23 protein-coding genes and 1 pseudogene are annotated in these 26516 nt (G+C 56.1%); 16 read left to right on the top strand and 8 right to left on the bottom strand.

The annotated features are described in order from the left end of the window. Positions 1-10: 10 nt before the first annotated feature. From K5R89_RS27345 to rihC, 7 genes and pseudogenes are all read left to right on the top strand, one after another. Positions 11-216: pseudogene (locus tag K5R89_RS27345) on the top strand (DUF2575 domain-containing protein); the annotation flags it as partial. A 7-nt stretch (positions 217-223) separates the two neighbouring features. After that, positions 224-1162, top strand: a complete 939-nt coding sequence (ribF, locus tag K5R89_RS04600; RefSeq protein WP_004204236.1) for a bifunctional riboflavin kinase/FAD synthetase — start codon at positions 224-226, stop codon at positions 1160-1162. A 43-nt stretch (positions 1163-1205) separates the two neighbouring features. Beyond that, positions 1206-4022 (top strand): isoleucine--tRNA ligase, encoded by a 2817-nt coding sequence (gene ileS, locus K5R89_RS04595; protein WP_032429278.1) that lies wholly within the window; start codon positions 1206-1208, stop codon positions 4020-4022. Further along, positions 4022-4522, top strand: a complete 501-nt coding sequence (gene lspA / locus K5R89_RS04590; RefSeq protein ID WP_023291926.1) for a signal peptidase II — start codon at positions 4022-4024, stop codon at positions 4520-4522. Before ileS ends, lspA begins: the two co-directional genes overlap by 1 nt. A gap of 116 nt (positions 4523-4638) precedes the next feature. After that, entirely contained in the window at positions 4639-5088 is a 450-nt protein-coding gene (gene fkpB / locus K5R89_RS04585; protein WP_023291927.1) for an FKBP-type peptidyl-prolyl cis-trans isomerase, read from the top strand. A 1-nt stretch (position 5089) separates the two neighbouring features. Then, positions 5090-6040, top strand: a complete 951-nt coding sequence (gene ispH / locus K5R89_RS04580) for a 4-hydroxy-3-methylbut-2-enyl diphosphate reductase (RefSeq protein ID WP_002887979.1) — start codon at positions 5090-5092, stop codon at positions 6038-6040. A 67-nt stretch (positions 6041-6107) separates the two neighbouring features. Next, entirely contained in the window at positions 6108-7022 is a 915-nt protein-coding gene (gene rihC, locus K5R89_RS04575; protein ID WP_087827549.1) for a ribonucleoside hydrolase RihC, read from the top strand. Positions 7023-7040: 18 nt separating this feature from the next. On the opposite strand, the gene K5R89_RS04570 is transcribed toward rihC, so the two are convergent. Further along, positions 7041-7979, bottom strand: a complete 939-nt coding sequence (locus K5R89_RS04570) for a LysR family transcriptional regulator (protein WP_048336374.1) — start codon at positions 7977-7979, stop codon at positions 7041-7043. A gap of 273 nt (positions 7980-8252) precedes the next feature. Between K5R89_RS04570 and K5R89_RS04565 the strand changes: the two genes are divergently transcribed. The 5 genes from K5R89_RS04565 (at position 8253) to K5R89_RS04545 (ending at position 15081) form a co-directional block, all read left to right on the top strand. Continuing rightward, complete coding sequence (locus tag K5R89_RS04565; protein WP_101978442.1) at positions 8253-9308, top strand: 4-oxalomesaconate tautomerase; 1056 nt, start codon at positions 8253-8255, stop codon at positions 9306-9308. A gap of 101 nt (positions 9309-9409) precedes the next feature. Further along, positions 9410-10843, top strand: coding sequence for an anion permease (locus K5R89_RS04560; protein ID WP_087827547.1), 1434 nt, complete (start codon positions 9410-9412; stop codon positions 10841-10843). 88 nt (positions 10844-10931) lie between these two features. Continuing rightward, a complete protein-coding gene (locus K5R89_RS04555) occupies positions 10932-12194 on the top strand; it encodes an SLC13 family permease (protein WP_048336377.1) in 1263 nt (420 codons plus the stop codon). 54 nt (positions 12195-12248) lie between these two features. Then, positions 12249-14534 carry a hydratase gene (locus K5R89_RS04550; RefSeq protein ID WP_048336378.1) on the top strand — a complete coding sequence of 762 codons (2286 nt, stop codon included), beginning with the start codon at positions 12249-12251 and terminating at the stop codon, positions 14532-14534. Between the two features lie 181 nt (positions 14535-14715). Then, on the top strand, positions 14716-15081 hold the full coding sequence (locus K5R89_RS04545; protein ID WP_049014574.1) for a DUF805 domain-containing protein: 366 nt from the start codon (positions 14716-14718) through the stop codon (positions 15079-15081). Here the strand turns inward: K5R89_RS04545 and K5R89_RS04540 are convergent. Further along, positions 15029-15958 (bottom strand): LysR family transcriptional regulator, encoded by a 930-nt coding sequence (locus K5R89_RS04540; RefSeq protein WP_087827546.1) that lies wholly within the window; start codon positions 15956-15958, stop codon positions 15029-15031. The genes K5R89_RS04545 and K5R89_RS04540 overlap by 53 nt on opposite strands. 92 nt (positions 15959-16050) lie before the next feature. Between K5R89_RS04540 and K5R89_RS04535 the strand changes: the two genes are divergently transcribed. Further along, a complete protein-coding gene (locus K5R89_RS04535) occupies positions 16051-16680 on the top strand; it encodes a hypothetical protein (protein ID WP_082226081.1) in 630 nt (209 codons plus the stop codon). Positions 16681-16685: 5 nt separating this feature from the next. On the opposite strand, the gene K5R89_RS04530 is transcribed toward K5R89_RS04535, so the two are convergent. The 6 genes from K5R89_RS04530 to citS form a co-directional block, all read right to left on the bottom strand. Further along, complete coding sequence (locus tag K5R89_RS04530; protein ID WP_048296651.1) at positions 16686-17390, bottom strand: response regulator; 705 nt, start codon at positions 17388-17390, stop codon at positions 16686-16688. Further along, positions 17383-19011, bottom strand: a complete 1629-nt coding sequence (locus K5R89_RS04525) for a sensor histidine kinase (protein ID WP_086075196.1) — start codon at positions 19009-19011, stop codon at positions 17383-17385. Before K5R89_RS04525 ends, K5R89_RS04530 begins: the two co-directional genes overlap by 8 nt. Before the next feature lie 165 nt (positions 19012-19176). Next, entirely contained in the window at positions 19177-20478 is a 1302-nt protein-coding gene (locus K5R89_RS04520) for an oxaloacetate decarboxylase subunit beta (protein WP_023291143.1), read from the bottom strand. A gap of 15 nt (positions 20479-20493) precedes the next feature. Next, positions 20494-22263 (bottom strand): sodium-extruding oxaloacetate decarboxylase subunit alpha, encoded by a 1770-nt coding sequence (oadA, locus tag K5R89_RS04515; RefSeq protein ID WP_087827545.1) that lies wholly within the window; start codon positions 22261-22263, stop codon positions 20494-20496. Positions 22264-22278: 15 nt separating this feature from the next. Continuing rightward, positions 22279-22530: an oxaloacetate decarboxylase subunit gamma gene (locus K5R89_RS04510; protein WP_048296656.1), complete on the bottom strand. Its 252-nt coding sequence runs from the start codon at positions 22528-22530 to the stop codon at positions 22279-22281. A gap of 160 nt (positions 22531-22690) precedes the next feature. Further along, positions 22691-24031 (bottom strand): citrate/sodium symporter CitS, encoded by a 1341-nt coding sequence (gene citS, locus K5R89_RS04505; RefSeq protein ID WP_064155367.1) that lies wholly within the window; start codon positions 24029-24031, stop codon positions 22691-22693. Positions 24032-24287: 256 nt separating this feature from the next. On the opposite strand from citS, the gene citC reads away from it, so the two are divergent. Genes citC through citE form a run of 3 tightly spaced genes read left to right on the top strand, consistent with a single transcriptional unit; the run spans position 24288 to position 26506 of the window. Beyond that, positions 24288-25316 carry a [citrate (pro-3S)-lyase] ligase gene (gene citC, locus K5R89_RS04500; protein WP_217219910.1) on the top strand — a complete coding sequence of 343 codons (1029 nt, stop codon included), beginning with the start codon at positions 24288-24290 and terminating at the stop codon, positions 25314-25316. 30 nt (positions 25317-25346) lie between these two features. Then, positions 25347-25640, top strand: a complete 294-nt coding sequence (gene citD / locus K5R89_RS04495; protein WP_023291940.1) for a citrate lyase acyl carrier protein — start codon at positions 25347-25349, stop codon at positions 25638-25640. Further along, positions 25637-26506, top strand: coding sequence for a citrate (pro-3S)-lyase subunit beta (citE, locus tag K5R89_RS04490; RefSeq protein WP_023291941.1), 870 nt, complete (start codon positions 25637-25639; stop codon positions 26504-26506). The genes citD and citE overlap by 4 nt, the downstream gene beginning before the upstream one ends. Positions 26507-26516 lie beyond the last annotated feature (10 nt).

Here is a 26516-nt window from a genome sequence, read left to right as displayed (position 1 = left end):
CCACAGCGCTTCATTACGTAGTGATGGCGCAAGATTCTACCAGCTTGTTGCAGGCGAATACAGCTTTTCCACCATAAAAATCGCCGGGGGCGGGCGGTTTTCCCGCTGACTCGCGCTGAGTGAATGAATTCCTGAGAACTTTCGTTGCCGAGGAGCAATCGCTGGTTAACGTTGACAGTTGTACAAGGTATACTCGGACGATTTTCACTGTTTTGAGCCAGACATGAAGCTGATACGCGGCATACATAATCTCAGTCAGGCCCCGCACGGGTGCGTGCTGACCATTGGCAATTTTGACGGCGTGCATCGTGGGCATCAGGCGCTGCTGCAGCGCTTGCGCGAAGAGGGCCGCCAGCGCGGTTTACCGGTGGTGGTGATGATTTTCGAACCCCAGCCGCTCGAGCTCTTTGCCGCCGATAAAGCCCCGGCGCGGTTGACCCGCCTGCGTGAAAAGCTGAGCTATCTGGCTGAAAGCGGGGTCGACTATGTGCTGTGCGTTCGCTTCGACCGCCGGTTCGCCGCGCTGACGGCGCAGGATTTTATCAGTGAACTGCTGGTGCGCCGCCTGGGCGTGCAGTTCCTTGCCGTCGGTGACGATTTCCGCTTTGGCGCTGGTCGCCAGGGGGATTTCTTGTTATTACAAAAGGCGGGGGCGGAATACGGCTTCGACGTCACCAGCACCCAAACCTTCTGCGAAGGCGGGGTGCGGATCAGCAGCACGGCGGTGCGTCAGGCGCTGGCTGATGACGATCTCCTGTTGGCGGAGACGCTGCTCGGCCATCCGTTTAGCATTTCCGGACGCGTCGTGCATGGCGACGAACTGGGCCGTACCATAGGTTTTCCGACGGCGAACTTACCGCTGCGTCGTCAGGTTTCCCCGGTTAAAGGGGTCTATGCGGTAGAAGTGACAGGGCTGGGCGACAAGCCGATCGCCGGCGTCGCCAATATTGGCACCCGTCCAACGGTAGCGGGCGTGCGTCAGCAGCTCGAAGTGCATCTGTTGGACGTTGTAATGGACCTCTACGGTCGCCATATCAATGTAGTACTGCGTAAAAAGATACGTAATGAGCAGCGGTTTGCGTCGCTCGACGAGCTGAAGGCGCAAATCGCACGTGATGAGTTAACGGCCCGCGAATTATTTGGGCTGACCAGCCAGGCCTGAGCCACTGGTGTTTATCAAACCGAAATACGGAACCGAGAATCTGATGAGTGACTATAAATCGACCCTGAATTTGCCGGAAACAGGGTTCCCTATGCGTGGCGACCTCGCCAAACGCGAACCGGGAATGCTGGCGCGTTGGACCGATGATGACCTGTACGGCATCATTCGTGCAGCCAAAAAAGGCAAAAAAACCTTCATTCTGCATGATGGCCCTCCTTATGCGAATGGCAGTATTCATATTGGTCACTCGGTTAACAAGATTCTGAAAGACATTATCGTTAAGTCCAAAGGACTGACGGGCTATGACTCGCCTTACGTTCCGGGCTGGGACTGCCACGGTCTGCCGATCGAGCTGAAAGTAGAGCAGGAATACGGCAAGCCGGGCGAGAAGTTCACCGCCGCAGAATTCCGCGCCAAGTGCCGCGAATATGCCGCTCTGCAGATCGAGGGTCAGCGTAAAGATTTCATCCGTCTCGGCGTGCTGGGCGACTGGTCGCATCCGTATCTGACCATGGACTTCAAAACCGAAGCCAACATCATTCGCGCGCTGGGTAAAATCATCGGCAACGGCCACCTGCATAAAGGCGCCAAGCCGGTGCACTGGTGCGTAGACTGCCGTTCCGCGCTGGCGGAAGCGGAAGTGGAGTATTACGACAAGACTTCTCCATCCATCGACGTGGCATTCCACGCGGTAGATAAAGCCGCGGTGCTGGCGAAATTCGGCGTCGCCGACGTCAACGGCCCGGTGTCGCTGGTTATCTGGACCACCACCCCGTGGACCCTGCCGGCTAACCGCGCCATCTCCCTGTCGCCAGAGTTCGACTATGCGCTGGTGCAGGTGGACGGCCAGGCGCTGATCCTGGCGAAAGACCTCGTTGAGAGCGTGATGAAGCGCGTTGGCGCGGCCGATTACACCATCCTGGCGGCGGTGAACGGCGCCGAGCTTGAACTGATGCGTTTCCAGCATCCGTTCCTCGATTTCGACGTGCCGGCGATCCTTGGCGACCACGTGACGCTGGATGCCGGTACCGGTGCGGTGCATACCGCCGGCGGCCACGGTCCGGACGATTACACGATCAGCCAGAAATACGGTCTGGAAATCGCTAACCCGGTTGGCCCTGACGGGGCTTATCTGCCAGGCACCTATCCGTCTCTGGACGGTATCAACGTCTTCAAAGCCAACGATATCATCGTTGAGATGCTGCGTGAGCGCGGCGCGCTGCTGCATGTGGAAAAAATGCAGCACAGCTATCCGTGCTGCTGGCGCCACAAGTCGCCAATCATCTTCCGCGCCACCCCACAGTGGTTCGTGAGCATGGATCAGAAAGGTCTGCGCGCGCAGTCGCTGAAAGAGATCAAAGGCGTGCAGTGGATCCCGGACTGGGGCCAGGCGCGTATCGAATCGATGGTCGCCAACCGTCCTGACTGGTGCATCTCCCGTCAGCGTACCTGGGGCGTGCCGATGTCGCTGTTCGTGCATAAAGAAACTCACGAACTGCACCCGCGTACCCTTGAGCTGATGGAAGAAGTCGCGAAGCGTGTTGAAGTCGACGGCATCCAGGCATGGTGGGATCTCGATTCCCGCGACATCCTTGGCGATGACGCTGACAGCTACGAGAAAGTGCCGGATACCCTCGACGTCTGGTTTGACTCCGGGTCGACCCACTCTTCCGTGGTTGACGTGCGTCCGGAATTCGCCGGTCACGCCGCCGATATGTATCTGGAAGGCTCCGACCAGCATCGCGGCTGGTTCATGTCCTCTCTGATGATTTCCACGGCGATGAAAGGCAAAGCGCCATATCGTCAGGTACTGACCCACGGCTTCACTGTCGATGGTCAGGGCCGCAAAATGTCCAAGTCTATCGGCAACACCGTTAGCCCGCAGGACGTGATGAACAAGCTGGGTGCCGATATCCTGCGCCTGTGGGTGGCTTCCACCGACTACACCGGCGAAATGGCGGTCTCAGACGAGATCCTCAAACGCGCCGCGGACAGCTATCGTCGTATCCGTAACACCGCGCGCTTCCTGCTGGCCAACCTGAACGGTTTCGATCCGGCAAAAGACATGGTCAAACCGGAAGAGATGGTGGTGCTGGATCGCTGGGCGGTCGGCTGCGCGCAGGCGGCACAGGAAGATATCCTGAAAGCCTACGAATCCTACGACTTCCACGAAGTGGTGCAGCGCCTGATGCGCTTCTGCTCCATTGAGATGGGCTCGTTCTACCTCGACATCATCAAAGACCGTCAGTACACCGCCAGGGCGGACAGCGTGGCGCGTCGCAGTTGCCAGACCGCGCTGTTCCACATCGTGGAAGCGCTGGTGCGCTGGATGGCGCCGATCATGTCCTTCACCGCGGACGAAATCTGGGGTTACCTGCCGGGCGAGCGTGAGAAATACGTCTTTACCGGCGAATGGTATCAAGGTCTCTTCGGTCTGGCCGACAACGAAGCGATGAATGACGGCTTCTGGGATGAGCTGCTGAAAGTCCGTGGCGAAGTCAACAAAGTGATTGAACAGGCGCGTGCGGATAAGAAAGTCGGCGGCTCGCTGGAAGCCTCGGTGACGCTGTATGCTGATGCCGATCTGGCCGCTAAGCTCAACGCGCTGGGCGATGAATTGCGATTTGTCCTGTTGACCTCCGGGGCGAACGTCGCAGACTATGCGAGCGCGCCTGCTGATGCCCAGCAGAGCGAACTGCTCAAAGGGCTGAAAGTCGCATTGAGCAAAGCTGAAGGTGAGAAATGCCCGCGCTGCTGGCATTACACTACCGATATCGGCAAGGTGGCGGAACACGCGGAAATCTGCGGACGCTGTGTGAGCAACGTCGCCGGTGACGGCGAGCAACGTAAATTCGCCTGATGAGTAAATCGATTTGTTCAACGGGGCTACGCTGGCTGTGGGTGGTCGTAGCCGTGCTGATTATCGATCTGGGCAGCAAATTCCTGATCCTCCAGAACTTCGCTCTGGGGGAGACGGTTCCGCTGTTCCCGTCGCTTAATCTGCATTATGCCCGCAACTATGGCGCGGCCTTTAGCTTCCTCGCCGACAGCGGCGGCTGGCAGCGCTGGTTCTTTTCCGGGATCGCCATCGGCATTTGCGTGGTGCTGACGGTGCTGATGTACCGTTCGAAGGCGACGCAAAAGCTGAACAATATTGCCTACGCCCTGATTATCGGCGGCGCGCTGGGCAACTTGTTCGATCGCCTGTGGCACGGCTTTGTGGTCGATATGATCGACTTCTACGTCGGCGACTGGCACTTCGCCACTTTCAACCTCGCCGATAGCGCTATCTGCATCGGCGCGGCGATGATTGTGCTGGAAGGCTTCCTGCCGAAACCGACCGCAAAAGAGCAGGCGTAAATGTTAATGCCGGGTGGCGCCACGTCAGCCCGGCCTACAGAATGTGTGGTCTCCCGTCGCCCGGTAAGCGTAGCGCCTCCGGGCAACAGGAGACCGAAAACAAGCGAGCAATTTGCATGTCTAAATCCGTACAGAGCAACAGCGCGGTTCTCGTTCACTTCACGCTGAAGCTGGACGATGGATCCACCGCCGAGTCCACCCGTAACAATGGCAAACCGGCGCTGTTTCGCCTCGGCGACACCTCCCTGTCTGAGGGGCTGGAGCAACAGCTTCTTGGTCTGAAAGAGGGCGAGAAAAAGGCCTTTTCGCTGGAGCCTGACGCCGCATTTGGCGTCCCGAGCCCGGACCTGATTCAGTATTTCTCTCGCCGCGAGTTTATCGACGCCGGCGAGCCGGAGATCGGCGCGATTATGCTCTTTACCGCAATGGATGGCAGCGAAATGCCTGGCGTGATCCGTGAAGTGAACGGCGATTCCATCACCGTCGACTTCAACCATCCGCTGGCCGGGCGCACCGTTCATTTTGATATTGAAGTGCTGGAGATCGATCCGGCGCTGGAGGATTAACATGCAGATCCTGTTGGCTAACCCGCGCGGCTTTTGCGCTGGCGTTGACCGCGCTATCAGCATTGTAGAAAACGCGCTGACGCTGTACGGCGCGCCGATCTATGTTCGTCATGAAGTGGTGCATAACCGCTATGTGGTGGATAGCCTGCGCAAGCGCGGCGCCATTTTTATCGAACAGATCAGCGAAGTACCGGATGGCGCGATCCTGATCTTCTCCGCTCACGGCGTATCGCAGGCGGTACGGAATGAAGCGAAGAGCCGCGATCTGACGGTGTTCGACGCCACCTGTCCGCTGGTGACGAAAGTGCATATGGAAGTCGCCCGCGCCAGCCGCCGTGGCGAAGAGTCGATTCTGATCGGCCATGCCGGGCACCCGGAAGTCGAAGGCACGATGGGGCAGTACAATAACCCGCAAGGGGGCATGTACCTGGTCGAGTCGCCGGAAGACGTTCTCAAGCTGGAAGTCAAAAACGACGCCCGGCTGTCGTTTATGACCCAGACCACCCTCTCGGTGGATGATACCTCGGATGTGATTGACGCGCTGCGCGCGCGTTTCCCGAAAATCGTCGGCCCGCGCAAAGACGACATTTGCTATGCCACCACTAACCGTCAGGAAGCGGTGCGCGCGCTGGCGGAGCAGGCTGACGTGGTGCTGGTGGTTGGTTCGAAAAACTCCTCCAACTCAAACCGCCTCGCCGAACTGGCGCAGCGGATGGGTAAGGCGGCTTACCTGATTGACGATGCCTCCGATATTCAGGAAGCGTGGGTCAAGGACGCGGCCTGCGTCGGCGTGACGGCGGGCGCGTCGGCGCCGGATATTCTGGTGCAGAACGTCATTACCCGCCTGCAGGAGCTGGGCGGCGGCGAAGCCGTACCGCTGGAAGGCCGGGAAGAGAATATCGTCTTTGAAGTGCCGAAAGAGCTGCGTGTGGATGTCCGTGAAGTAGAGTAAGTTCTTTCCGTCAGCAGTATGAGAAGATGCCAGACTTAACGTCTGGCATTTTTTTTAGGGAGAAACCATGCGCTTACCGATCATTCTTGATACAGATCCGGGCATCGACGATGCTGCCGCTATTGCCGCGGCGCTGTTCGCCCCTGAGCTGGATCTGCAGCTGATGACCACCGTGGCGGGCAATGTCTCGGTGGAGAAGACGACCCGTAACGCGCTGCAGCTGCTGCACTTCTGGCATGCCGATGTGCCGCTGGCGCAGGGCGCCTCGATGCCGCTGGTGCGTCCCCTGCGCGATGCCGCCTCGGTGCATGGCGAATCCGGTATGGAAGGGTATGACTTTGTTGAGCATCACCGGCAGCCGCTGGCGAAGCCGGCCTTCCAGGCGATCCGCGATGCGCTGATGCATGCTGCCGAGCCGATCACTCTGGTGGCGATTGGCCCATTGACCAATATTGCGCTGCTGCTGACCCAGTATCCGGAATGCCTGTTCAACATTCGCCGGCTGGTGATCATGGGCGGCTCGGCGGGCCGGGGCAACTTTACGCCGAATGCCGAATTCAATATTGCCATCGACCCGGAAGCCGCCGCGAAAGTCTTCCACAGCGGGCTGGAGATTGTCATGTGCGGACTGGACGTCACCAATCGGGCGCTGCTGACGGCGGATTATCTGGCGACCCTGCCGACGCTGAATCAGACCGGTAAAATGCTCCATGCGCTGTTTAGCCACTATCGTAGCGGCAGCATGAGTAGTGGTCTGAGAATGCACGATCTCTGCGCTATCGCATGGCTGGTCCGCCCGGAACTGTTCACCCTACAGCCGTGTTTTGTGGCGGTGGAGACGCAGGGAACCTGGACCGCCGGCGCCACGGTGGTGGATATCGAAGGGCGACTGGGCCAGCCGGCCAATGCCCAGGTGGCGCTGGATATCGATGTCGACGGGTTTCAGCGCTGGGCGGCGGAGGTGATCGCCCTGGCGCCGTGATCGTTGATGGCGTGCGGTTCATACCTGTTGATGCGGATCCACCACGTTACACCACAGTTCGCTCGCTTCATCCGTCCACATCAGGAGTAACAGCGAAGCGAAGCGTTCTGCGGCGGCGGAAAGTGGGCGATTTTTTACACGGATCATGCCAAGCGTCCGTCTGATGACGGGTTCCACGAGCGGTACGCTTACCACTGTGCCCTTAGTATTTTGCGGCATAGCCAGACAGGGCAGTGCCGATACGCCAAGTCCCGCTTCCACCAGACCCAGGGAGGTGGATAAATGTCTCACTTCATAAAACCAGTCCAGCTTCCACGGCTTATCCGCCAGGCAACTTTCAATCAGCTGCCGATTACCGCTCGAACGCCTGACGCCAATTAACCTTTGCGAGGTGAGCTCCCGCCATTCCACCAGTTTTTTACTGGCCAGCGGATGATCCATTCTGCAGGCCAGGACAAAGGGTTCGTTGACCAGTGGACTAAATTCGATATCGGGATGTGTGATGAAGTTCATATTTATACCAAAATCGACTTCCCCCTTTCTCACCGAAGCCATGCAATTTTCTATACCTTGTTCATAAATTTGTACTTTGATATGCGGATAGCGCTGATTAAATTGAACGATAGCGCGAGGTAAAAAATAAAAGACGGCGGTGGGAATACAGGAAAGTGTAATCGTATCCTGGACATGAGAAGTCAGGTTGCTGACATCAAAGATGGCGGCATCCAGACTGGCAATCAGCGATTTTGCTTTCGGTAACAACATTGCTCCCGCCTGCGTAAGCTGGATTTTTCGGGTGGTACGCTGGAACAGGGCAGTATTGAGATTGCTTTCTAATTTTTTTATTTTTCGCGTCAATGCTGGCTGTGTCAGATTAAGGATCTCGGCGGCTTTACTAAACGAGCCAAGTTCAGCCACGGTAACAAAGGCTTTCATACCGGATAGTTCATTGTGCATTATGACTCCCTAAGCGTAAAGAGGCTTTAAACCTTATAGTAAGGCAGCGTTAATTATCATAGTGGTGATATTTGTTATTCATGTTTTGTAGGAATAAATCTTATTTTTTAATGTTATCAATCACCAAAACCCTTGCAAGTAGAATTCTCGGGTAAACGGTTTGGCGAACAATGAAATAATAAAGTTAATAAAAAACTTTAAATTCATTAAGTGTATTAAATACGCGCCTGACGTTTATTTGATTTCATCTTCTCTATTTGTAAGGAGCGTGTTATGAAAAAAATTCCGTGCGCACTCATGCGTGGCGGCACATCAAAAGGGGCCTTTCTGTTAGCGGACGATCTCCCTCAGGATACGCAGCAACGTGACGAGGCGTTATTAACCATTATGGGTTCTGGCCATGAGCTGGAAATCGATGGTATTGGCGGCGGGAGCCCGCAAACCAGTAAGGTGGCGATTGTCAGTCAATCAGCCAGTCAGCAGGCGGATGTGGATTACCTGTTTGTTCAGGTCATTGTCAATGAGCGGCGAGTGGATACTACGCCAAATTGCGGCAATATGCTCTGCGCCGTGGGGGGATTTGCCATCGAAAAAGGACTTGTCGCGGCAACCTCTCCGATAACACGGGTGCGCATTAGGAACGTGAACACCAATACCTTTGTTGACGCAGATATTCAGACCCCGAATGGACAGGTGGTTTATGAAGGAAGCACGCATATTGATGGCGTGCCGGGACACGCCGCGCCCGTTAGCCTGACTTTTCTGAACGCTGCAGGGGCAAAGTCCGGCCAGCTTTTCCCCACCGGCAATCGGGTGGATATTTTTGATAATATTCGCGTGACGTGTATCGATATGGCTATGCCGATGGTGATTATTCCGGCGCATAGCCTGGGCAAAACAGGATATGAGTCAGCAAATGAATTAGATCAGGATAAAGACTTTTTTCAACGTCTTGAATCAATCCGTAAACAAGCCGGCGCGGCAATGGGATTTGGCGACGTATCAAATATGGTAATCCCTAAACCTGTGCTGGTGGCGCCGCCACTGCAGGGCGGAACCTTAAGCGTGCGTTATTTTATGCCGCATAGTTGCCATAAATCGTTAGCGATCACCGGCGCCATCGGCCTGGCGAGCGCCTGCATTATTGCGGATACCGTGGTTAACGAAATGACCCGCATGGCGGGGGATGGCTTAATTAAAGTTGAGCATCCCAGCGGGAGCATTGATGTGAGTCTGAGTAATACTGATGGGCAGCCAGAAAGCATTCGCGCATCGGTTATTCGTACGGCCCGTAAGATCCTTTCGGGAATGGTTTACCTGCCTGATTAATCATCTTTCCAGACAATTTACAGGTTATTTGAACGGGAAACTCTCTCTTCACTGACGTTTTATCAATGTCTTAATATGATTAATTCTGGGATGGAATTAAAATGGATAAAAAATCGTTATGGAAGTTAGTCGTTACTATAGCCATACCGCTACTCATTAGTTTATTTCCCGCGCCAGAAGGGTTGACCGAGCTGGCCTGGATACTGTCAGGTATTTATCTGGCAGCGATCGTTGGGTTAGTGATTAAACCCTTTTCCGAACCGGTTGTCTTGTTAATCGCCGTTGCGGCCTCCATGGTGGTAATCGGTAATTTAGGTGATGGCACCATAAAAACATCGAGTGTCTTAAGCGGCTATGCTTCCGGCACCACCTGGCTGGTTTTCTCGGCTTTCACTCTCAGTGCTGCATTTGTCATTACCGGTCTGGGCAAACGCATCGCCTATATTCTCATTGGCAAGATAGGCAGCACCACGCTGGGATTAGGCTATGTCACCGCTTTTTTGGATCTGATCCTGTCGCCCGCGACGCCATCAAATACCGCGCGCGCCGGCGGTATCGTTTTACCGATCATAAATAGCGTGGCCGTGGCTCTGGGCTCGGAACCTGAACATAGTGCGAAGCGCGTTGGTCATTATCTGATGATGAACGTCTATATGGTCACCAAAACCACCAGCTATATGTTTTTTACGGCGATGGCCGGCAATATTCTGGCGCTCAAGATGATTGAAGATATTTGTCATATCAAATTAAGCTGGGGCGGATGGGCGCTGGCCGGCGTGTTGCCAGGCATCATAATGCTGTTAGTGACGCCGCTGATTATCTATAAGCTTTATCCACCTGAGCTGAAGAAGGTCGATAACAAAGCGATAGCCAAAGCCGGGATTGAAGCCTTAGGGCCGATGACGTTACGGGAGAAAATGCTCTCCCTCCTGTTTGTCATGGCGCTGGGCGGTTGGGTATTCAGTAAATCGCTGGGCGTGAACGAATCAACGGTCGCTATTTGTGTGATGGCCTTGATGTTGGTGTTAAAAATCGTCAGCTGGGATGACGTGATTAAGAACAAAGGTGGCTGGAACACCTTAATTTGGTACGGCGGGATTATCGGCTTAAGCTCATTGTTGTCCAGCGTGGGTTTTTTCTTATGGCTGGCGGATTTGCTGAAAAATAACATTTCTTTTGGCACACACAGCACGCTTGCCTTCATCATCATCGTTGCGTTGAGCATTGTGGTCCGTTATTTCTTTGCTTCCGGTAGCGCCTATATTGTGGCGATGGTGCCGGTTTTCGCTATGCTGGCTAATGTCTCTGGTGCGCCGATTATGCTCACAGCTCTTGCCCTGCTGTTTAGTAATTCCTATGGCGGAATGGTCACTCATTATGGCGGTGCGGCAGGTCCGGTTATTTTTGGCGTGGGATACAATGATATTAAGTCGTGGTGGATTATTGGCGGTATATTGACCCTGCTGACTTTCCTCTTACATATCACCGTAGGCGTGTGGTGGTGGGAGATATTAATGTACTGGAAAATAATCTAATTTGGATTTGAAGCGTTAAGCGCCTGTGAGTTATTTGCATCACCTGCTTTTAATAATGTATATCTTTTGAATAAGGAATTATCTATTGATGTCACCAGTCGCAATTACCTTGTCACTGCTGTTATTTTCAATTGTGATGTTTATTTGGGAAAAGATTCCGCTGGCTGTCACGGCAATGATTGTGTGCATTGCTTTAGTCGTAACCGGCATTTTTGATGTGAAAATGGCGTTTGCCGGATTTATTAATCAAAACGTCATTTTATTTGTGGCGATGTTCGTGGTCGGTGGCGCCCTGTTTGAAACCGGGGTCACCGATAAGATTGGCGGCATAGTGACGCGTTACGCCAGGTCTGAGAGGCAGCTCATCGTTATTATTATGCTGGTGTGTGGCATTCTTTCCGGGTTTTTATCCAATACCGGAACGGCTGCGGTATTGATACCGGTGGTCATCGGTACCGCTATCAAATCTGGCTATGCGCAATCTCGTCTGCTTATGCCGCTGGCGTTCGCTTCGGCGCTGGGGGGAAACTTATCCCTGATCGGCTCGCCGGGAAATTTGATTGCGCAGTCGGCGCTTGAGCAAGTTGGGCAACGCTTTGATTTTTTCGAGTATGCCAAACTCGGTATTCCCATGCTGCTTTGCGGGATCATCTACTTTTTGACTATCGGCTATAAACTGCTACCGGCAAAATCGGGCCATAGTAGTGCAAATGCCAGCAAGAGCAAAAAAGTTAGCTGCCCAAAATATAAGCAAGTGATTGCCGTGCTGGTCCTGGTATTTACTGTGCTGGGAATGATTTTCGAAAATATCATCGGCTTACCCATTGCGGTTATTGGCTCCGTTGGCGCTTTACTGCTGGTGATCAGCGGTGTGATTACGGAAAAGCAGGCTTATCAGTCTATCGACTCGCAGACTATTTTTCTGTTCGGCGGAACCTTAGCGTTAGCGAAAGCGCTTGAAACCACCGGCGCTGGAGAAATCATGGCGCGCTCTGTTATCGATCTGCTTGGCCAGCAGGCTTCGCCATTCTTACTGTTAAGCGCAGTATTGATTATCTCCTGCCTGTTAACCAATTTTATGTCAAATATGGCAACGGCCGCCTTACTTATCCCGATTGGTTTGTCTATTGCCAATTCAATGGGGGCTGACTCGCGGGCGGTGCTGATGGCCATCGTGATCGGCTGTTCATGCGCCTATGCGACGCCAGTAGGCACCCCGGCGAATATGATGATTTTTTCCGCAGGAGGCTATCGGTTTATCGATTATGTACGGGTTGGTCTGCCGCTAATAGTCATATCGATTATTGTGAGTTTTATTTTACTCCCCCTCTTTTTCCCCTTCTATCCGTAGGCGTAGAGAGGTAGGGAAACTTTATCATTTTGTCTACAGCAAAGGACGCAAGTCATGATTACATTACACGAGCATGGGGTTTATTTATCCCAGCAGCACGGTATTATTGCGGAACAATCATGTTCATTTCCCGTCGAAAAGGAAATTGCACGCAAGGGAACTATTTCGTGGTCAATTTTGTCATCCCACAGTCGTTCAGGCGATGAACGGAAGTTAAAAATTAAATTTGATTCCATGGCCTCCCATGATCTTACCTTCGTTGGCATTATTCAGACAGCGAAAGCGTCCGGGATGACGCGCTTTCCGCTGCCATATGTTTTAACCAATTGCCATAATTCACTTTGCGCGGTGGGCGGCACAATAAACAGTGATGATCATATTTTTGGCTTAACGTCGGCACAGAAATACGGCGGAATTTATGTTCCGCCACATATTTCCGTTATTCACCAGTATATGCGTGAGATGATGGCTGGCTGCGGTCAAATGATACTGGGGTCGGATAGTCATACCCGCTACGGCGCTCTGGGCACGATGGCGGTGGGCGAAGGGGGCGGGGAGTTAGTCAAACAGCTGCTCGGCAGTACCTGGGATATTGATTACCCTGAGGTTGTCGCAGTGTATTTAACCGGCAAACCGGCGGCTGGGGTCGGGCCGCAGGATATTGCATTAGCGATTATCGGCGCGGTGTTCAAGAGCGGCTATGTCAAGAATAAGGTCATGGAGTTCGTCGGCCCCGGCGTGGGCAGTATGTCGACTGATTTCCGAAACAGCATTGATGTGATGACCACCGAGACCACCTGTCTGTCCTCTATCTGGCAGACGGATGATGAGACGCACCATTTCTTACGCCTTCATGGCAGGGAGAAAGACTATCGGGCGCTGTCGGCAAAAGATATGGCGTACTACGATGGTTGCATTGAGGTCGATCTAAGCGCCATTAAGCCGATGATCGCGTTACCGTTTCATCCTGCCAATGTTTATGAAATCGCCACGCTTAATGAAAACCTGACGGACATTTTACGTGAAGTGGAAGTGGAGTCGGAGAAAATTTCTCTTGGCCGCGCAAAGCTGTCGCTGTTAAACAAAATTGAGAACGGCAAATTACGCGTCCAGCAGGGGATCATTGCCGGTTGCGCCGGAGGTAACTATGTCAACGTGGCCCAGGCGGCTCAAGCTCTGAAGCACCACGCCTGTGGGGATAATATTTTCTCGCTCTCTGTTTATCCCTCCTCGCAACCGGTGCTGATGGCGTTAAATAAAAAGGGGTTAATTAACGATTTAATGAGCTCAGGGGCAATTGTTCGCACGGCATTCTGCGGCCCTTGCTTTGGCGCCGGCGACACGCCGATGAATAATGGCTTAAGTATCCGGCACACGACGCGTAATTTTCCCAACCGTGAAGGCTCTAAACCGGGCAATGGCCAAATGTCCGCGGTGGCATTAATGGATGCCCGCTCGATTGCCGCTACGGCCATCAACGGCGGGTTGTTGACGTCTGCAGCAGAGCTCGATTGCTGGCAGGACGCGCCAGAATATGAATTTGATGCTTCGTCCTACAAGAGCCGGGTTTATCAGGGCTTTGTAAAAGGGGTGACGGATCAGCCAATGATCTATGGCCCGAATATTAAAGACTGGCCGGAAATGAATGCGCTAACGGAAAATATTCTGCTGGTGGTGGCGTCAAAGATAATGGATCCAGTGACCACCACTGACGAACTGATCCCATCCGGTGAAACGTCATCGTTTCGTTCTAATCCGTTAGGGCTGGCTGAATTTACGCTGTCCCGTCGCGATCCTGACTATGTTGGGCGCAGCAAAGCTATTGCCGCTATGGAGCAACAGCGCGTTAACGGTGAGGATCTGTATAGCAGCTGTCCGCAGCTGGGCAATATTTTCTCACAACTGCGACTGCTACCTGGCCAGGAACAGATTTCCGTTGAACAGACGGAGATTGGTAGCATGGTCTATGCCGTCAAACCCGGCGATGGCTCGGCGCGCGAACAAGCCGCGAGCTGCCAGCGGGTACTCGGGGGCCTGGCCAATATCTGTCAGGAATATGCGACCAAGCGCTATCGCTCGAATATCATTAACTGGGGAATGCTGCCGCTGCAGATGAAGCAGGCGCCAGACTTCGAGGTCGGCGACTTTATCTTCATTCCGGGAATAAAAAGCGCGCTGGCGGGCGAGCTGAGCGATATCACCGCTTATGTCGTCAGTGAGAAAAAGCCGATTCAGCAGATTAGCCTCTATATGGAGAAATTAACTGCCGACGAGCAGGCGATTATTCAAGCCGGCGGACTCATTAATTATAATAAAAAACAATTAACTACTGGTCATTAATTGGTTTTCTCCCGTGCTGGCAGCCTGCTCGCTGCCAGCCATTCTTTGTCGCCAAAACCCGCTTTTTTGTGCCAGCACAGGAATCGCAGCTGGATAATCATTTAATCTGCCTTTTATTTCGTGGGGCTAAGGCGCTCAATCAGGCCTGCGACCAGTGACGTTATTCTCATGGAGAGAGGCAATGACCTATGGACAGGCGTATTTAAGCGGCTGGAAAGAGACCTTTAATTTTAGCGGCCGGGCCAGCCGACAGCAGTTCTGGACGTTTTTTCTTATCAATCTACTGATCGCCAGCGCGCCGCTGGCCGTCTGGTGGCTGGCAACCAGCTTTAACCCTCAATACGGCATCCTCAGTTTTGTTGTTATTCCCTTTGCTGCGCTGTGGTTGCTGCTGATGACTCTCCCTCTGCTGGCGATCGGCTGCCGGCGGATGCATGATATCGGCCGCTCCGGGCTCTGGTTCGTGCTGGGGGTTATCATTCCGTGGTTTGCGGTTATTTCGCTGGCGCTATGCTGCCTGCGTTCAGCGCCGGCACCGTCTCGCTGAGATAATCAATCATCGCCCGCATTCTGGCGGGCATATGCTTATCTCCCGCCCAGAGCAGCCACAGATCGCCAGAGTAGCTGCTGATAAATTCCCATTCGGGCAGCACCTGCACGATGTCGCCATTCGCCAGCGCCTCGCGGGCGGTGAACAGCGGCAGGCTGCCGATCCCTAAATGCTGCCTGACCGCGTCGAGGCGCACGGCGGTATGGTTGGCGGCGTACCGCCCGTATGTTTGCACCGTTTCGGTTTTCCCTTCCCGACGGAACTTCCAGCGCGCGTCGGCGGGCGTTTCGCCAAGGCTGATGCAGCTGTGCGCGCGCAGTTCCTGCGGCGTGCGCGGCATACCGTGGCGCTGTAAATAGACCTCAGTGGCGCAGATAACGTGCGTGACTGGCATCAACGGTTTGCCATGCAGACCGGGCGAGGGGGTATCGGTGATGCGTAACGCCAGATCGATACCGTCATCGATAAAATCCAGAGGGCGATCTTCCAGCCGCAGGCAGACGTCAACCTGCGGGTAACGCTGAAAAAACGCCATCATCAGCGGATGGATCACGAAGCGGCCGACGGCTTTCGGTACGCTGAGCGTCAGCTTTCCCTGGGCGACCGTTTGGCGACTGCCGGCGGAATTCATCGCCTGTCGCGCCGCTTCAAGCATCTGCTGGGCATGCTGATACACCATTTCCCCGGCATCGCTCAGACGCAGCTTGCGGGTGGTACGCTGCAGCAGTTTGCAGCCCATCTCTCGCTCCAGCCGCGACACGCTGCGGCTAACGGCGGAAGGGGTAATGCCGCTCTGGCGGGCGACGGCGGAGAAGCTGCCCTGGTCGACGATCTGGACGAAAAGGGCAAGGTCGGGCAGGAGGCTGAGATTCATTTGTGCTCCCGGAGCAAGAGTGCATTGGCTGGTGATAGGATTATCGCTGTCGGTATTAATAATATACTGGGCGGACAGAGAGGAGAATCACTATGACTGAACGGGTTTATTACACCAGCGACGCTACCGATGGGCGCGCCCAGATCATCGCCTGCACCGCTGAAGCGGATGGCCGCTACGCCATCGAACTGGATCGGACGCTGTTTCACCCGCAAGGGGGCGGTCAACCGGCGGATCGCGGCTGGATTGCCGGACAGGCCGTTGAGACGGTGGTTGTGCGCGGCGACAGCGTGCTGCATATTCTGTCGCAACCGCTTCCCCTCGGTGAAGTGGAGATGAGAATAGATGCCTCCGCGAGACACCTGCATGCCCGCCTGCATTCCGCCGGCCACCTGCTTGGCCTGGCGGGCGAACAGCTTGGCTGGCAACCGGTGAAAGCGCACCACTGGCCTGGCGAGGGGCGGATCGCTTTCACCGGCGGGAACCACGCCGTGATACCCGACGCCAGCGCGCTGCTGAGCCAGGTGAAGGCATGGCAGGCGCAGGACCTCCCGCGTCAGGTGATCTTCGCTGAGGGTTCGCGCATGGTGGGGTTTGGCGAACTGCCCGCCTATCCCTGCGGTGGCACACATGTCGCCCGCCTGGCGGAGCTGGGCGACATTCTTATCAGTCAGATTAAGATGAAGAAGGGGCAGCTGGTGGTCAGCTATTCCCTGGCGTAAACGTTTCAGACCTGCTCAGGGGAGGTCTGTTTGCCGCGATAAATACGCTCCGGTCGACCAACCTTGCCGTAGCTGATTTCCGCTTCCAGAAAGTCGTTCTTCACCCCTTGTTCCAGATAACGGCGGGCGGTGGTTTTGCTGCTGCCAAGGATACGCGCCAGCGAGTCGGCGGTATGCACCACCGCCGGGTCGGCAAACAGCTGGAGTACGCGCTGAAAGGTGCTTTCATCAATCCCGCGTAGCGGTGCGCTGGCCGGTTCCGTCTGTTCCCGAGCCTGAATATTAAACAGCGCATCGACGTGGATCTGGCTGGCCTGTTCGCTGGAACGCAGCGAGCTGCGATAGCGAGCGAAGCGCTCCAGGGTGTGCTGCAGGCGCTGGTAGTGCACCGGCTTAATCAGATAGTCGAACACCCCCAGGCGCAGTGCTTCGCTGATGGTATCCATATGATTATCAGCGGTAATAAAGATAATCCGCCCCTTGTAATGGGTACTGACCGCATGGCGGATCAGGTCGATACCTTTGCCGTCAGGTAAGAAATTATCCAGCAGGATCAGCTGCGGTTGATACAGTCTGAGTTGTTTCCTGGCGCTCTCGAGTTTATCCGCAATGCCAATGACGTCGAACTGGGGAAACTGTTTGATGTTATCCACCAGGATCTCCGCCAGCATAGGTTCGTCTTCAACGATAAGAGTGGTGATGCTATCCATGATGTTCATCTCGGGTCAGGGGAATATAAAGAGTAAAGATGGTGCCAAAAGGTATGTTATTTTCGACGACGATGCTGCCGCCTGCCTGTTCCACGTAGCTGCGAACCAGCCAGAGTCCGATGCCATGATCTTTGCTGACGCTGCTGGTGACGCCGCGCTCGAAGATCCGATCGCGCAGCGTCTCGTCAATGCCGCATCCCTGATCGGCGACCTCGATAATCACCTCGTGGCCGTCACTGTTGATCAGGCACTCTATCTGCCTTGAGCCCTGCGGCTGTTGCAGGCTGGCATTGTAGGCATTATCAAGCAGATTCCCCACGATCGAGATCCATTCGTTGTGAGAAAGGGCGGTGGGTAATCTGTCGACGAAGCAGGCCGGATCGAAAATCAGCTCAAGTCCAAGCTCTTTGGCCCGGTAATATTTGCCGATCAACAGCCCGGCCAGGTGGTTGTCCTGGAAATTACGCGCGATAAAATCGATGACCTTCTGGTGACTTTCCGACTGCTGTTGGATCAGATCCAGCGCATGATCGTAGCGTTTAAGAAACAGCAGGCCGGCGATGGTGGAGATCAGATTGCGATGCTCATGCTGCACGGCGCGCAGGTTATCGGCATATTGTTGTACCTGGCTAAGCTGCAGGCTGAGGGTGTTGATATCGTCTTTACTACGAAAGCTGATCACCCAGCCCTGTGGCTCATTATTTAAGATCACCGCCATCCGGCTGGCGATCACTTTGATCTGATTGAAGGTGACGATCTCGTCTTTTTTATTGGTCTGCGGCGCATCGTAGAAGAAAGCCTCCTGCGAAATCACGCTGCTGATCCCTTTACCGATAAGCGTCGTTTCCGGTTGGCTCAGGTTGAGCAACCGGCGGGCAGTCTGATTAATCGCGGTGATCTTGTAACGGGAGTCGATGGCGATAAGCCCTTCGAACACGGATTCAAACAATACGCTTTGCTGGATCAACAGCTGCGACAGCTGTTGGGGTTCCATATTCAGCATCTGCTTTTTGATATGCAACGAGAAGCGGCGGGCGCAGTAGAGCAGGAGCAGTAACATGATCGCCATCGGGATCAGCAGCGAGCTTATCTGCAGGCTGAGCCAGTTCTCTAACTGTTCAATGGTATAGCCTACCGACACAATGCCGATCACCTTGCCGGTCTCGTCCTGAATCGGTGATTTACCGCGCAGCGAGGAGCCCAGCGAGCCTTTGCGCACTGACACGTAGCTTTTCGCGTTTAATAGTGCTTCATCGCTATCGCCGCCCTCCATCGATTTGCCGATTTCATCAGGGTTGACGTGATAGAGGCGCTGGCCGTTAGCATCACCGACGGTGATATAGGTGGCGTCGGAGAACGAACGCATGGGGTCGATAAGCGCTTTGATTCTGGCGAGGTCGCGTTTCTGAACCGCCTCGACCAGCTCCGGCATCGCCGAAATCTGCATTGCCTGAATCAGCGCCCGCTGCCCGACCTGGTAATGCAGACGCTCTTCGGTAATGTCGGTCAGATACCATGACATCGCCAGCATAACGATCGTCGAGGTGAATAAGATCAGCAGGAAGATGCGATTCTGAAACGATCGCCTGGCAAACCAGTGGGTGATTTTTCGGGTATACATAGCGCCAATAGACATTAAATGATTAGTTTCCCCGTTTCGCGGCCCGAGAACCCGCAGATGGCGCACAGAACCGCTAATTTCAGAAAAGTGATCGATGGCAAAGGGGCGTTGTTAATCCTGACCCGGAGGCGGGGCAACGGCCACGCCTCCGGGGAGGACGCCGGCCTACATCGCCAGCACGTACTTGAGCATCACCCCGGCGGCGATCGCCGAGCCGATCACCCCCGCCACGTTCGGGCCCATCGCGTGCATCAGCAGGAAGTTCTGCCCGTCCGCTTCCAGACCCACCTTGTTCGACACCCTTGCCGCCATCGGCACCGCCGACACCCCGGCTGAACCGATCAGCGGGTTGATCGGGTTCTTACTGAACCTGTTCAGCAGCTTCGCCATCAGCACCCCGGCGGCGGTCCCCACGCAGAAGGCGATCACCCCCAGCAGCAGGATCCCCAGGGTCTGCGGCTGCAGGAACTTGTCCGCCACCAGCTTGGCCCCCACCGACAGCCCGAGGAAGATGGTCACGATGTTGATCAGCGCGTTCTGCACCGTATCGCTCAGCCGCTCCACCACCCCGCTCTCGCGCATCAGGTTGCCGAAGCAGAACATCCCCAGCAGCGGCGCGGCGTCCGGCAGCAGGAGCGCCACCAGCAGCAACAGCACCGCCGGGAAGAGGATCTTCTCCCGCTTACTCACCGTGCGCAGCTGCACCATGCGGATCTTCCGCTCCTTATCCGTGGTCAGCGCCTTCATGATCGGCGGCTGGATCAGCGGCACCAGCGCCATGTAGGAGTAGGCGGCCACCGCGATGGCCCCCAGCAGCTCCGGCGCCAGCTTGCCCGACAGGTAGATGGCCGTCGGGCCGTCGGCGCCGCCGATAATGCCGATGGCCGCCGCCTGCGGCAGGGTGAACGAAATCAGGCCGAAGTAGTTCAGCGTCAGCGCCCCGAGGACGGTGGCGAAGATACCGAACTGCGCCGCCGCCCCCAGCAGCAGGGTCCGCGGGTTGGCCAGCAGCGGGCCGAAGTCGGTCATCGCCCCGACGCCCATAAAAATCACCAGCGGCGCGATGCCCGAGCCAATCGCCACCTTATAGAAGATGGCCAGCACCCCGGCGGAGTAGCCCATGTCCACCGCCAGGCTCTCCATCTGCCCCTGCACCGACGGCAGGGCCAGGGCCAGCGCCTCCTTAATGGCGTGGACGTCCGGCGCGCAGTGGAGCTTCGCGGCAATCACCGCCAGCTGCGCCGGGTCGTGGTGGGCCAGCAGGCTCTCCAGGGCGCTCAGCGCCAGGCCGGCCTCCGGGATGTTCGACAGCAGGCCGCCGAAGCCAATCGGCAGCAGCAGCAGCGGCTCGAACTTCTTCGCAATCGCCAGCCAGAGCAGCAGCAGGCTGACCAGCAGCATCACCGCCTGGCCGAACCCCAGGTGCATCAGCCCCATCCCCTGAATCAGGGCGTTCAGACTTTCCATTTCCGCTCCTCGTCGTTACGCCAGCTGCAGCAGGGTGTCGCCGACCGCCACCGCATCGCCGGCTTTCACCGCGATACCGCGGACGGTCCCGGCCCGGGCGGCGCGGATTTCGGTCTCCATCTTCATGGCTTCCAGAATCAGCAGCACCTCGCCTTCGGCCACCGTCTGGCCCTCGCCGGCAATCACTTTCCAGATAGTGCCCGCCAGCGGCGCGGTGACCGGGGTGCCGGCGCCGGCCGGGGCGGCGGCAGGAACCGGTGCGGAAGACGGGGTGGCCGCCGTCAGCTGGCTGACGTCGCCGCCGTCGCTGACCTTCACCACAAAGGCTTTGCCTTCCACTTCCACGGTGTAGATACCGGAGGCGGCAGCTTTTACCGGGGCAGGAGCAGGCTGCGCGGCTTCCACCTGCGGCACCGGTTCAAAGGCCGCCGGGTTATGGCGGTTTTCTAGGAACTTCAGGCCGGGCTGCGGGAACAGGGCCACGGTGAGCACGTCGTCGATGGCGTTCTCCGCCAGCTGAATATTCTTCTCCCGCGCCTGGCGCTTCACATCGGCTTCCAGCTGCGCCAGCTCCGGCTTCAGCAGGTCCGCCGGGCGGCAGGTGATGGCTTCAGCGCCGTCCAGTACGCGGGCCTGCAGGGCGGCGTTCACCGGCGCCGGGGTGCGGCCGTATTCACCTTTCAGAATACCGGCGGTCTCCTTCGCGATGGTTTTATAGCGCTCGCCGGTCAGCACGTTGAGCACCGCCTGGGTGCCGACAATCTGCGAGGTCGGGGTGACCAGCGGGATGAAGCCGAGGTCCTCGCGCACGCGGGGGATTTCCGCCAGCACTTCATCCAGACGGTGGGCGGCATTTTGCTGCTTCAGCTGGCTTTCGAGGTTGGTGAGCATCCCGCCCGGCACCTGGGCGACGAGGATACGGCTGTCGGTGCCTTTCAGCTGGCCCTCGAAGGCGTGGTACTTCTTACGCACCTCGCGGAAATACGCCGCGATGCTCTCCAGCTTGTGGATATCCAGCCCGGTGTCGTGCTCAGTACCCGCGAGGGTGGCCACCAGCGCTTCGGTGGCCGGGTGGCCGTAGGTGGCGCTCATCGAGGAAATGGCGGTATCGACGCCGTCGACGCCGGCTTCAATGGCCTTCAGCAGGGCCATCTCTGCCATGCCGGTGGTGGCATGAGCATGCAGGTGCAGCCTGACGTCATAGCGTTTCTTGATTTCGCTGACCAGCTCAAAGGCGGCGCCGGGGGTGAGAATGCCGGACATGTCTTTAATCGCGATGGAGTCGACGCCGGTCTCCAGCAGCTGTTCGGTGAGGTCGAGCCAGGTCTGCAGGGTGTGGGCCGGGCTGGTGGTGTAGCTCAGGGTGCCCTGGGCGTGGGCGCCGTGGCTGCGGACCGCCTGCAGGGCGGCCTGCATGTTGCGCGGGTCGTTCATGGCGTCGAAGACGCGGAAGACGTCCATGCCGTTTTTGACGGCGCGCTCCACGAAGCGTTCGACCACGTCGTCGGCGTAGTGACGGTAGCCGAGCAGGTTCTGGCCGCGGAGCAGCATCTGCAGCGGGGTTTTCGGCATCGCCTTTTTCAGCTCGCGCAGGCGGACCCACGGGTCCTCGCCGAGGAAGCGGATGCAGGCGTCAAAGGTGGCGCCGCCCCAGCACTCCAGCGAGCGGTAGCCGACGTCGTCAAGCTGAGCGGCGACGGGGAGCATATCGTCGAGACGCAGACGGGTGGCGAACAGGGACTGGTGGGCGTCGCGCAGGACGACATCGGTAATGGCAACGGTCATGAATTCCTCCGTGAATTAAGGGTGAAGACGGCGGTGGTGGTGAATGGCGGCGACAATCGCCGGCGTTAAGCGGGCGAAGTCGTCGGCGGGCGCAACGGCGGGCAGTGGCGTCGCTTTTGGCGCCGCAGCCGGTTCGGGGAAGAAGCGGTTGACGGCGGCGGACATGCCCTGGATGGCGAAAATCAGCAGAAACAGAAACGCCAGCACGAACCCCATGCCGAGGCACATCAGGGTGAAGCCTTCACCCAGCAGTACAGCTTCAGTCATTGAAAGACCCTAAAGTAAGGGCACGACGGCGTGTTTGAAGGTTAACCAAACGATACTTCCGGCTAAGGAGTAGGGGGGATTTCCCGAAGCCGCCCCCGGCTCTGGCCCCTAACTGGCATCGCTGTGGTTGACGCTCAAACATCGCCATCGTGCGTGTTGGTTACATCATCATGCCGAACACAATGCTGGCGATGACCAGCACAATACCGCCGCCCAGACGGGAGGAGATTTGCGCATAAGAGATAAGATTCATACGGTTACAGGCAGAGAGCACTTCCAGGTCGCCTGAGCCGCCGCGGTTAGCCATGCACAGGCCTGCGGTGATGGCGGATTCGATCGGGAAGAAGCCAATCATCCAGCCGCCGATGGCCGCCCCGATGACAGCACCCACGACGATTACCGCAGCGATGATGACGTTCGCGAAGGTAATCGCGTCGATAATTTCCTGCAGGTCGGTGTAGCACACGCCGACCCCGACCATCAGTACCCACAGCAGCTGCTTAGAGAAGAAGTCAGACAAGCGTTTGGCCCCGGCTTTGATCTCCGGCGAGCAGAGGCCGGAAGCGTTCAGCGCCGCGACGATCAGCACCATCCAGGCGAAATAGTGGATTGAGACACCGCCAATGCTTGGCAAAATTTTCTTGGCAATGACGTAGGCCAGCAGGAAACAGGTGGTGGCGAGCACCAGGCCGACTGCCGTTTCGCGATGGGTAATCTGGCCTGCTTTTTCATCATCATCAACTTTAAAGGAGGCTTTACGTACCAGTTCGCCTTCCCCGCTCAGCCAGGTGTGTTTTTTACCGATAATATCGAGCAGCGCGGCAAAAACGATGGCGAAGATATTGGCGATGGTCAGAATGGCAATCGCGGTGGAGTAGTACTCTTCACGGGAGCGGCCGGTGACGGAGTGATAAATTTCAGACAGCGGAACCGCGCCTGCGCCGTTGCCGCCGCCCATAATCGGCAGGACGTACAGCATCATGATGCGGTCTACGGAAATACCGAAGCACAGGCCGATGATAATCCCGAAGATAGATGCGCCGAGGATCCCCATAAGGATCGTCGGAATATAACCCAGCAGCGATTTCAACAGTAGTTTACGGTTAACCGAGAGAATGGCGCCAGTTATCAAAACTGCGATGAATAAGTTCAGGAAGTTGCTTTTATCCATCACATTAGTGATTGCATCAATTTCTTTTTGAGTAAAAATGCCTGCGTAAACGAAATAAGCGGCTACGAGGAAGATCATCACCGGCGCGCCGCCAATATATTTATTAAATATCGGCAGCCGTTTGCCAATCTCGCCAAAGATGGCGCCGATAATAAACATAATGGCAAAGCCGCCAACCAGGTCGGTGGGTAACGCATTAAAGAAGTGGGAAAGTAATAGCGTAATTAACGCAAACGCATAAAGAGGTAACGGCATGCCGAAGATTTTAAATCCCAGCAGGTCGCTTACGCCCTTTTTCTCCGTCGCCGGAGCCTGGCTCATGTTAGTCATAAACGTTATCCTGTTTATCAATGAAGTAATAAGACCAGCGCATAGTAATAAATAGATTCAGTGTTAAGGTGTGATAACCTTCACTGAATACTCGTGTTTTTAATTAATTTAATTATTTTTATTATGCTGAATGAATTAACAACATAAAAACCATAAAGCCAATTAAGCGACGGGAAAAATTGTGATTTAAATACAAGAATCGATAGCCGAACGCTGGCGAAATACAGGTCGTTTTGGAATAACGAAGCGCTAAAAAATGACTCTGATATTAAAACGCGTTCTGCTACGGAAGGATAAATCGCGGCGAGAGGCGATTGACCTCTTTCTCCGTCAGCATCAGCTCTCATTAGAGGCTGATTGCGAAATGGCCATTGTCGCCGAGTATCAGCAGCGGCTGGTCGGCTGCGGCGCCATCGCCAGCAACGTCCTGAAGTGCATCGCTATCGACCCCTCGCTGCAGGGGGAGGGGCTGAGCCTTAAGCTACTGACAGAATTACTCACCCTGGCCTACGAGCTGGGGCGCAGTGAACTGTTTTTATTCACTAAGCCCTGTAACGCCGCGCTCTTTGCCGGCGCCGGATTCTGGCCAATCGCGCAGGCCGGCGATCTCGCCGTGTTACTGGAAAATAGCCGCGAACGGCTGACCCGCTACTGCCGCCAGCTGGCGATGTACCGTCAGCCGGGACGCAAAATAGGCGCTATCGTGATGAACGCCAACCCGTTCACGCTCGGCCACCGCTGGCTGGTGGAGCAGGCGGCCCGTCAGTGCGACTGGCTACACCTGTTTGTGGTGAAAGAGGATGCCTCCCGTTTCACGTATCAGGATCGCTACACGCTAATCGAAAAAGGGATTGCCGGCATCGACAAGGTAACGCTGCATCCCGGTTCGGCATACCTCATCTCGCGGGCCACCTTCCCTGGCTACTTCCTCAAAGAACAGGGGGTGGTGGACGACTGCCACAACCAGATCGATCTCCAGCTGTTCCGCGAACATTTAGCCCCGGCGCTGAAGATAACCCATCGTTTTGTCGGCACTGAGCCGCTGTGTTCGCTGACCCGCCATTACAACCAGCGTATGAAAGCGTTGCTGGCAGCGCCAGGCGACGCGCCGCCTGTTGAAGTGGTTGAGCTGGCGCGGATCGAAAAAAACGGCGGGCCGATATCGGCTTCCAGGGTGCGCGAACTGTACCGGCAGCGCAACTGGCAGGCGGTGGCGGCGCTGGTGCCGCCGGGAACCCTCTCTTTTCTGATGCAACTGGCGGAAAGCGAACATCAAATCGCCTGATTTTTACGCCATAACAAAGGATTTGCCTCTATGGAAATGAAGATTGACGCCCTGGCCGGCACGCTGGAGTCCAGCGATGTGATGGTCAGGATTGGGCCGGCGACGCAGCCGGGCATTCAACTGGAGATCGACAGCATTGTGAAGCAGCAGTTTGGCGATGCGATTGAGCAGGTGGTCAGAGAAACCCTGACGCAGCTCGGCGTTAGCCAGGCCAACGTGGTGGTGGATGATAAAGGGGCGCTGGAGTGCGTTCTGCGCGCCCGGGTTCAGGCTGCGGCCCTGCGCGCGGCGCAACAGTCTCAATTGCAATGGAGCCAGCTATGAAACCACGTCGCAGTATGCTGTTTATCCCCGGCGCCAATGCCGCCATGTTAAGTACTTCATTCGTTTACGGCGCCGATGCGGTGATGTTCGACCTTGAAGATGCCGTTTCGCTGCGCGAGAAAGATACCGCTCGCCTGCTGGTGTATCAGGCGCTGCAGCATCCGCTGTATCAGGATATCGAAACCGTGGTGCGCATTAACCCGCTAAATACGCCGTTTGGTCTGGCCGACCTGGAAGCGGTGGTACGCGCGGGTGTGGACATGGTACGTCTGCCGAAAACCGACAGCAAAGAAGATATTCATGAACTGGAAGCCCACGTTGAGCGGATTGAACGCGAGTGCGGCCGGGAAGTGGGTAGCACCAGGCTTATGGCGGCCATCGAGTCGGCGCTGGGGGTGGTAAACGCGGTCGAGATCGCCCGCGCCAGCCCGCGTCTGTCGGCCATCGCGCTGGCGGCCTTCGACTACGTTATGGATATGGGCACCTCCCGCGGCGACGGCACTGAGCTGTTCTATGCCCGCTGCGCCGTGCTGCATGCTGCGCGGGTCGCCGGCATCGCCGCCTATGACGTCGTGTGGTCGGATATTAATAATGAAGAGGGCTTCCTCGCGGAAGCGAATCTGGCGAAGAACCTCGGCTTCAACGGGAAATCACTGGTCAACCCGCGCCAGATCGAACTGTTGCACCAGGTCTATGCCCCGACGCGAAAAGAGGTCGACCATGCGCTGGAGGTGATTGCCGCGGCGGAAGAGGCAGAGTCGCGCGGTCTGGGCGTGGTGTCGCTGAACGGCAAGATGATCGATGGACCGATTATCGACCACGCGCGCAAAGTGGTGGCGCTTTCAGCTTCCGGTATTCGTGATTAAGGGGAATAAG

Source organism: Klebsiella sp. TF21-TM, assembly GCF_019753495.1.
Lineage (GTDB): Bacteria > Pseudomonadota > Gammaproteobacteria > Enterobacterales > Enterobacteriaceae > Klebsiella > Klebsiella quasipneumoniae.
Note: the sequence above shows the minus strand (reverse complement) of the source record. Positions and strands in the feature narration are given on the sequence as shown.

What these genes read in the sequence shown, in the direction of transcription:
- K5R89_RS04535 (WP_082226081.1), top strand. Translation starts at nt 16,051, where the DNA reads ATGACTGAACGGGTTTATTACACCAGCGACGCTACCGATGGGCGCGCC.
- K5R89_RS04540 (WP_087827546.1), bottom strand. Translation starts at nt 15,958, where the DNA reads ATGAATCTCAGCCTCCTGCCCGACCTTGCCCTTTTCGTCCAGATCGTC.
- K5R89_RS04550 (WP_048336378.1), top strand. Translation starts at nt 12,249, where the DNA reads ATGATTACATTACACGAGCATGGGGTTTATTTATCCCAGCAGCACGGT.
- K5R89_RS04530 (WP_048296651.1), bottom strand. Translation starts at nt 17,390, where the DNA reads ATGGATAGCATCACCACTCTTATCGTTGAAGACGAACCTATGCTGGCG.
- rihC (WP_087827549.1), top strand. Translation starts at nt 6,108, where the DNA reads ATGCGCTTACCGATCATTCTTGATACAGATCCGGGCATCGACGATGCT.
- citC (WP_217219910.1), top strand. Translation starts at nt 24,288, where the DNA reads ATGACTCTGATATTAAAACGCGTTCTGCTACGGAAGGATAAATCGCGG.
- K5R89_RS04525 (WP_086075196.1), bottom strand. Translation starts at nt 19,011, where the DNA reads ATGTATACCCGAAAAATCACCCACTGGTTTGCCAGGCGATCGTTTCAG.
- lspA (WP_023291926.1), top strand. Translation starts at nt 4,022, where the DNA reads ATGAGTAAATCGATTTGTTCAACGGGGCTACGCTGGCTGTGGGTGGTC.
- citD (WP_023291940.1), top strand. Translation starts at nt 25,347, where the DNA reads ATGGAAATGAAGATTGACGCCCTGGCCGGCACGCTGGAGTCCAGCGAT.
- ileS (WP_032429278.1), top strand. Translation starts at nt 1,206, where the DNA reads ATGAGTGACTATAAATCGACCCTGAATTTGCCGGAAACAGGGTTCCCT.
- K5R89_RS04570 (WP_048336374.1), bottom strand. Translation starts at nt 7,979, where the DNA reads ATGCACAATGAACTATCCGGTATGAAAGCCTTTGTTACCGTGGCTGAA.
- oadA (WP_087827545.1), bottom strand. Translation starts at nt 22,263, where the DNA reads ATGACCGTTGCCATTACCGATGTCGTCCTGCGCGACGCCCACCAGTCC.
- K5R89_RS04520 (WP_023291143.1), bottom strand. Translation starts at nt 20,478, where the DNA reads ATGGAAAGTCTGAACGCCCTGATTCAGGGGATGGGGCTGATGCACCTG.
- citS (WP_064155367.1), bottom strand. Translation starts at nt 24,031, where the DNA reads ATGACTAACATGAGCCAGGCTCCGGCGACGGAGAAAAAGGGCGTAAGC.
- ispH (WP_002887979.1), top strand. Translation starts at nt 5,090, where the DNA reads ATGCAGATCCTGTTGGCTAACCCGCGCGGCTTTTGCGCTGGCGTTGAC.
- K5R89_RS04560 (WP_087827547.1), top strand. Translation starts at nt 9,410, where the DNA reads ATGGATAAAAAATCGTTATGGAAGTTAGTCGTTACTATAGCCATACCG.
- K5R89_RS04545 (WP_049014574.1), top strand. Translation starts at nt 14,716, where the DNA reads ATGACCTATGGACAGGCGTATTTAAGCGGCTGGAAAGAGACCTTTAAT.
- K5R89_RS04555 (WP_048336377.1), top strand. Translation starts at nt 10,932, where the DNA reads ATGTCACCAGTCGCAATTACCTTGTCACTGCTGTTATTTTCAATTGTG.
- K5R89_RS04510 (WP_048296656.1), bottom strand. Translation starts at nt 22,530, where the DNA reads ATGACTGAAGCTGTACTGCTGGGTGAAGGCTTCACCCTGATGTGCCTC.
- ribF (WP_004204236.1), top strand. Translation starts at nt 224, where the DNA reads ATGAAGCTGATACGCGGCATACATAATCTCAGTCAGGCCCCGCACGGG.
- fkpB (WP_023291927.1), top strand. Translation starts at nt 4,639, where the DNA reads ATGTCTAAATCCGTACAGAGCAACAGCGCGGTTCTCGTTCACTTCACG.
- K5R89_RS04565 (WP_101978442.1), top strand. Translation starts at nt 8,253, where the DNA reads ATGAAAAAAATTCCGTGCGCACTCATGCGTGGCGGCACATCAAAAGGG.
- citE (WP_023291941.1), top strand. Translation starts at nt 25,637, where the DNA reads ATGAAACCACGTCGCAGTATGCTGTTTATCCCCGGCGCCAATGCCGCC.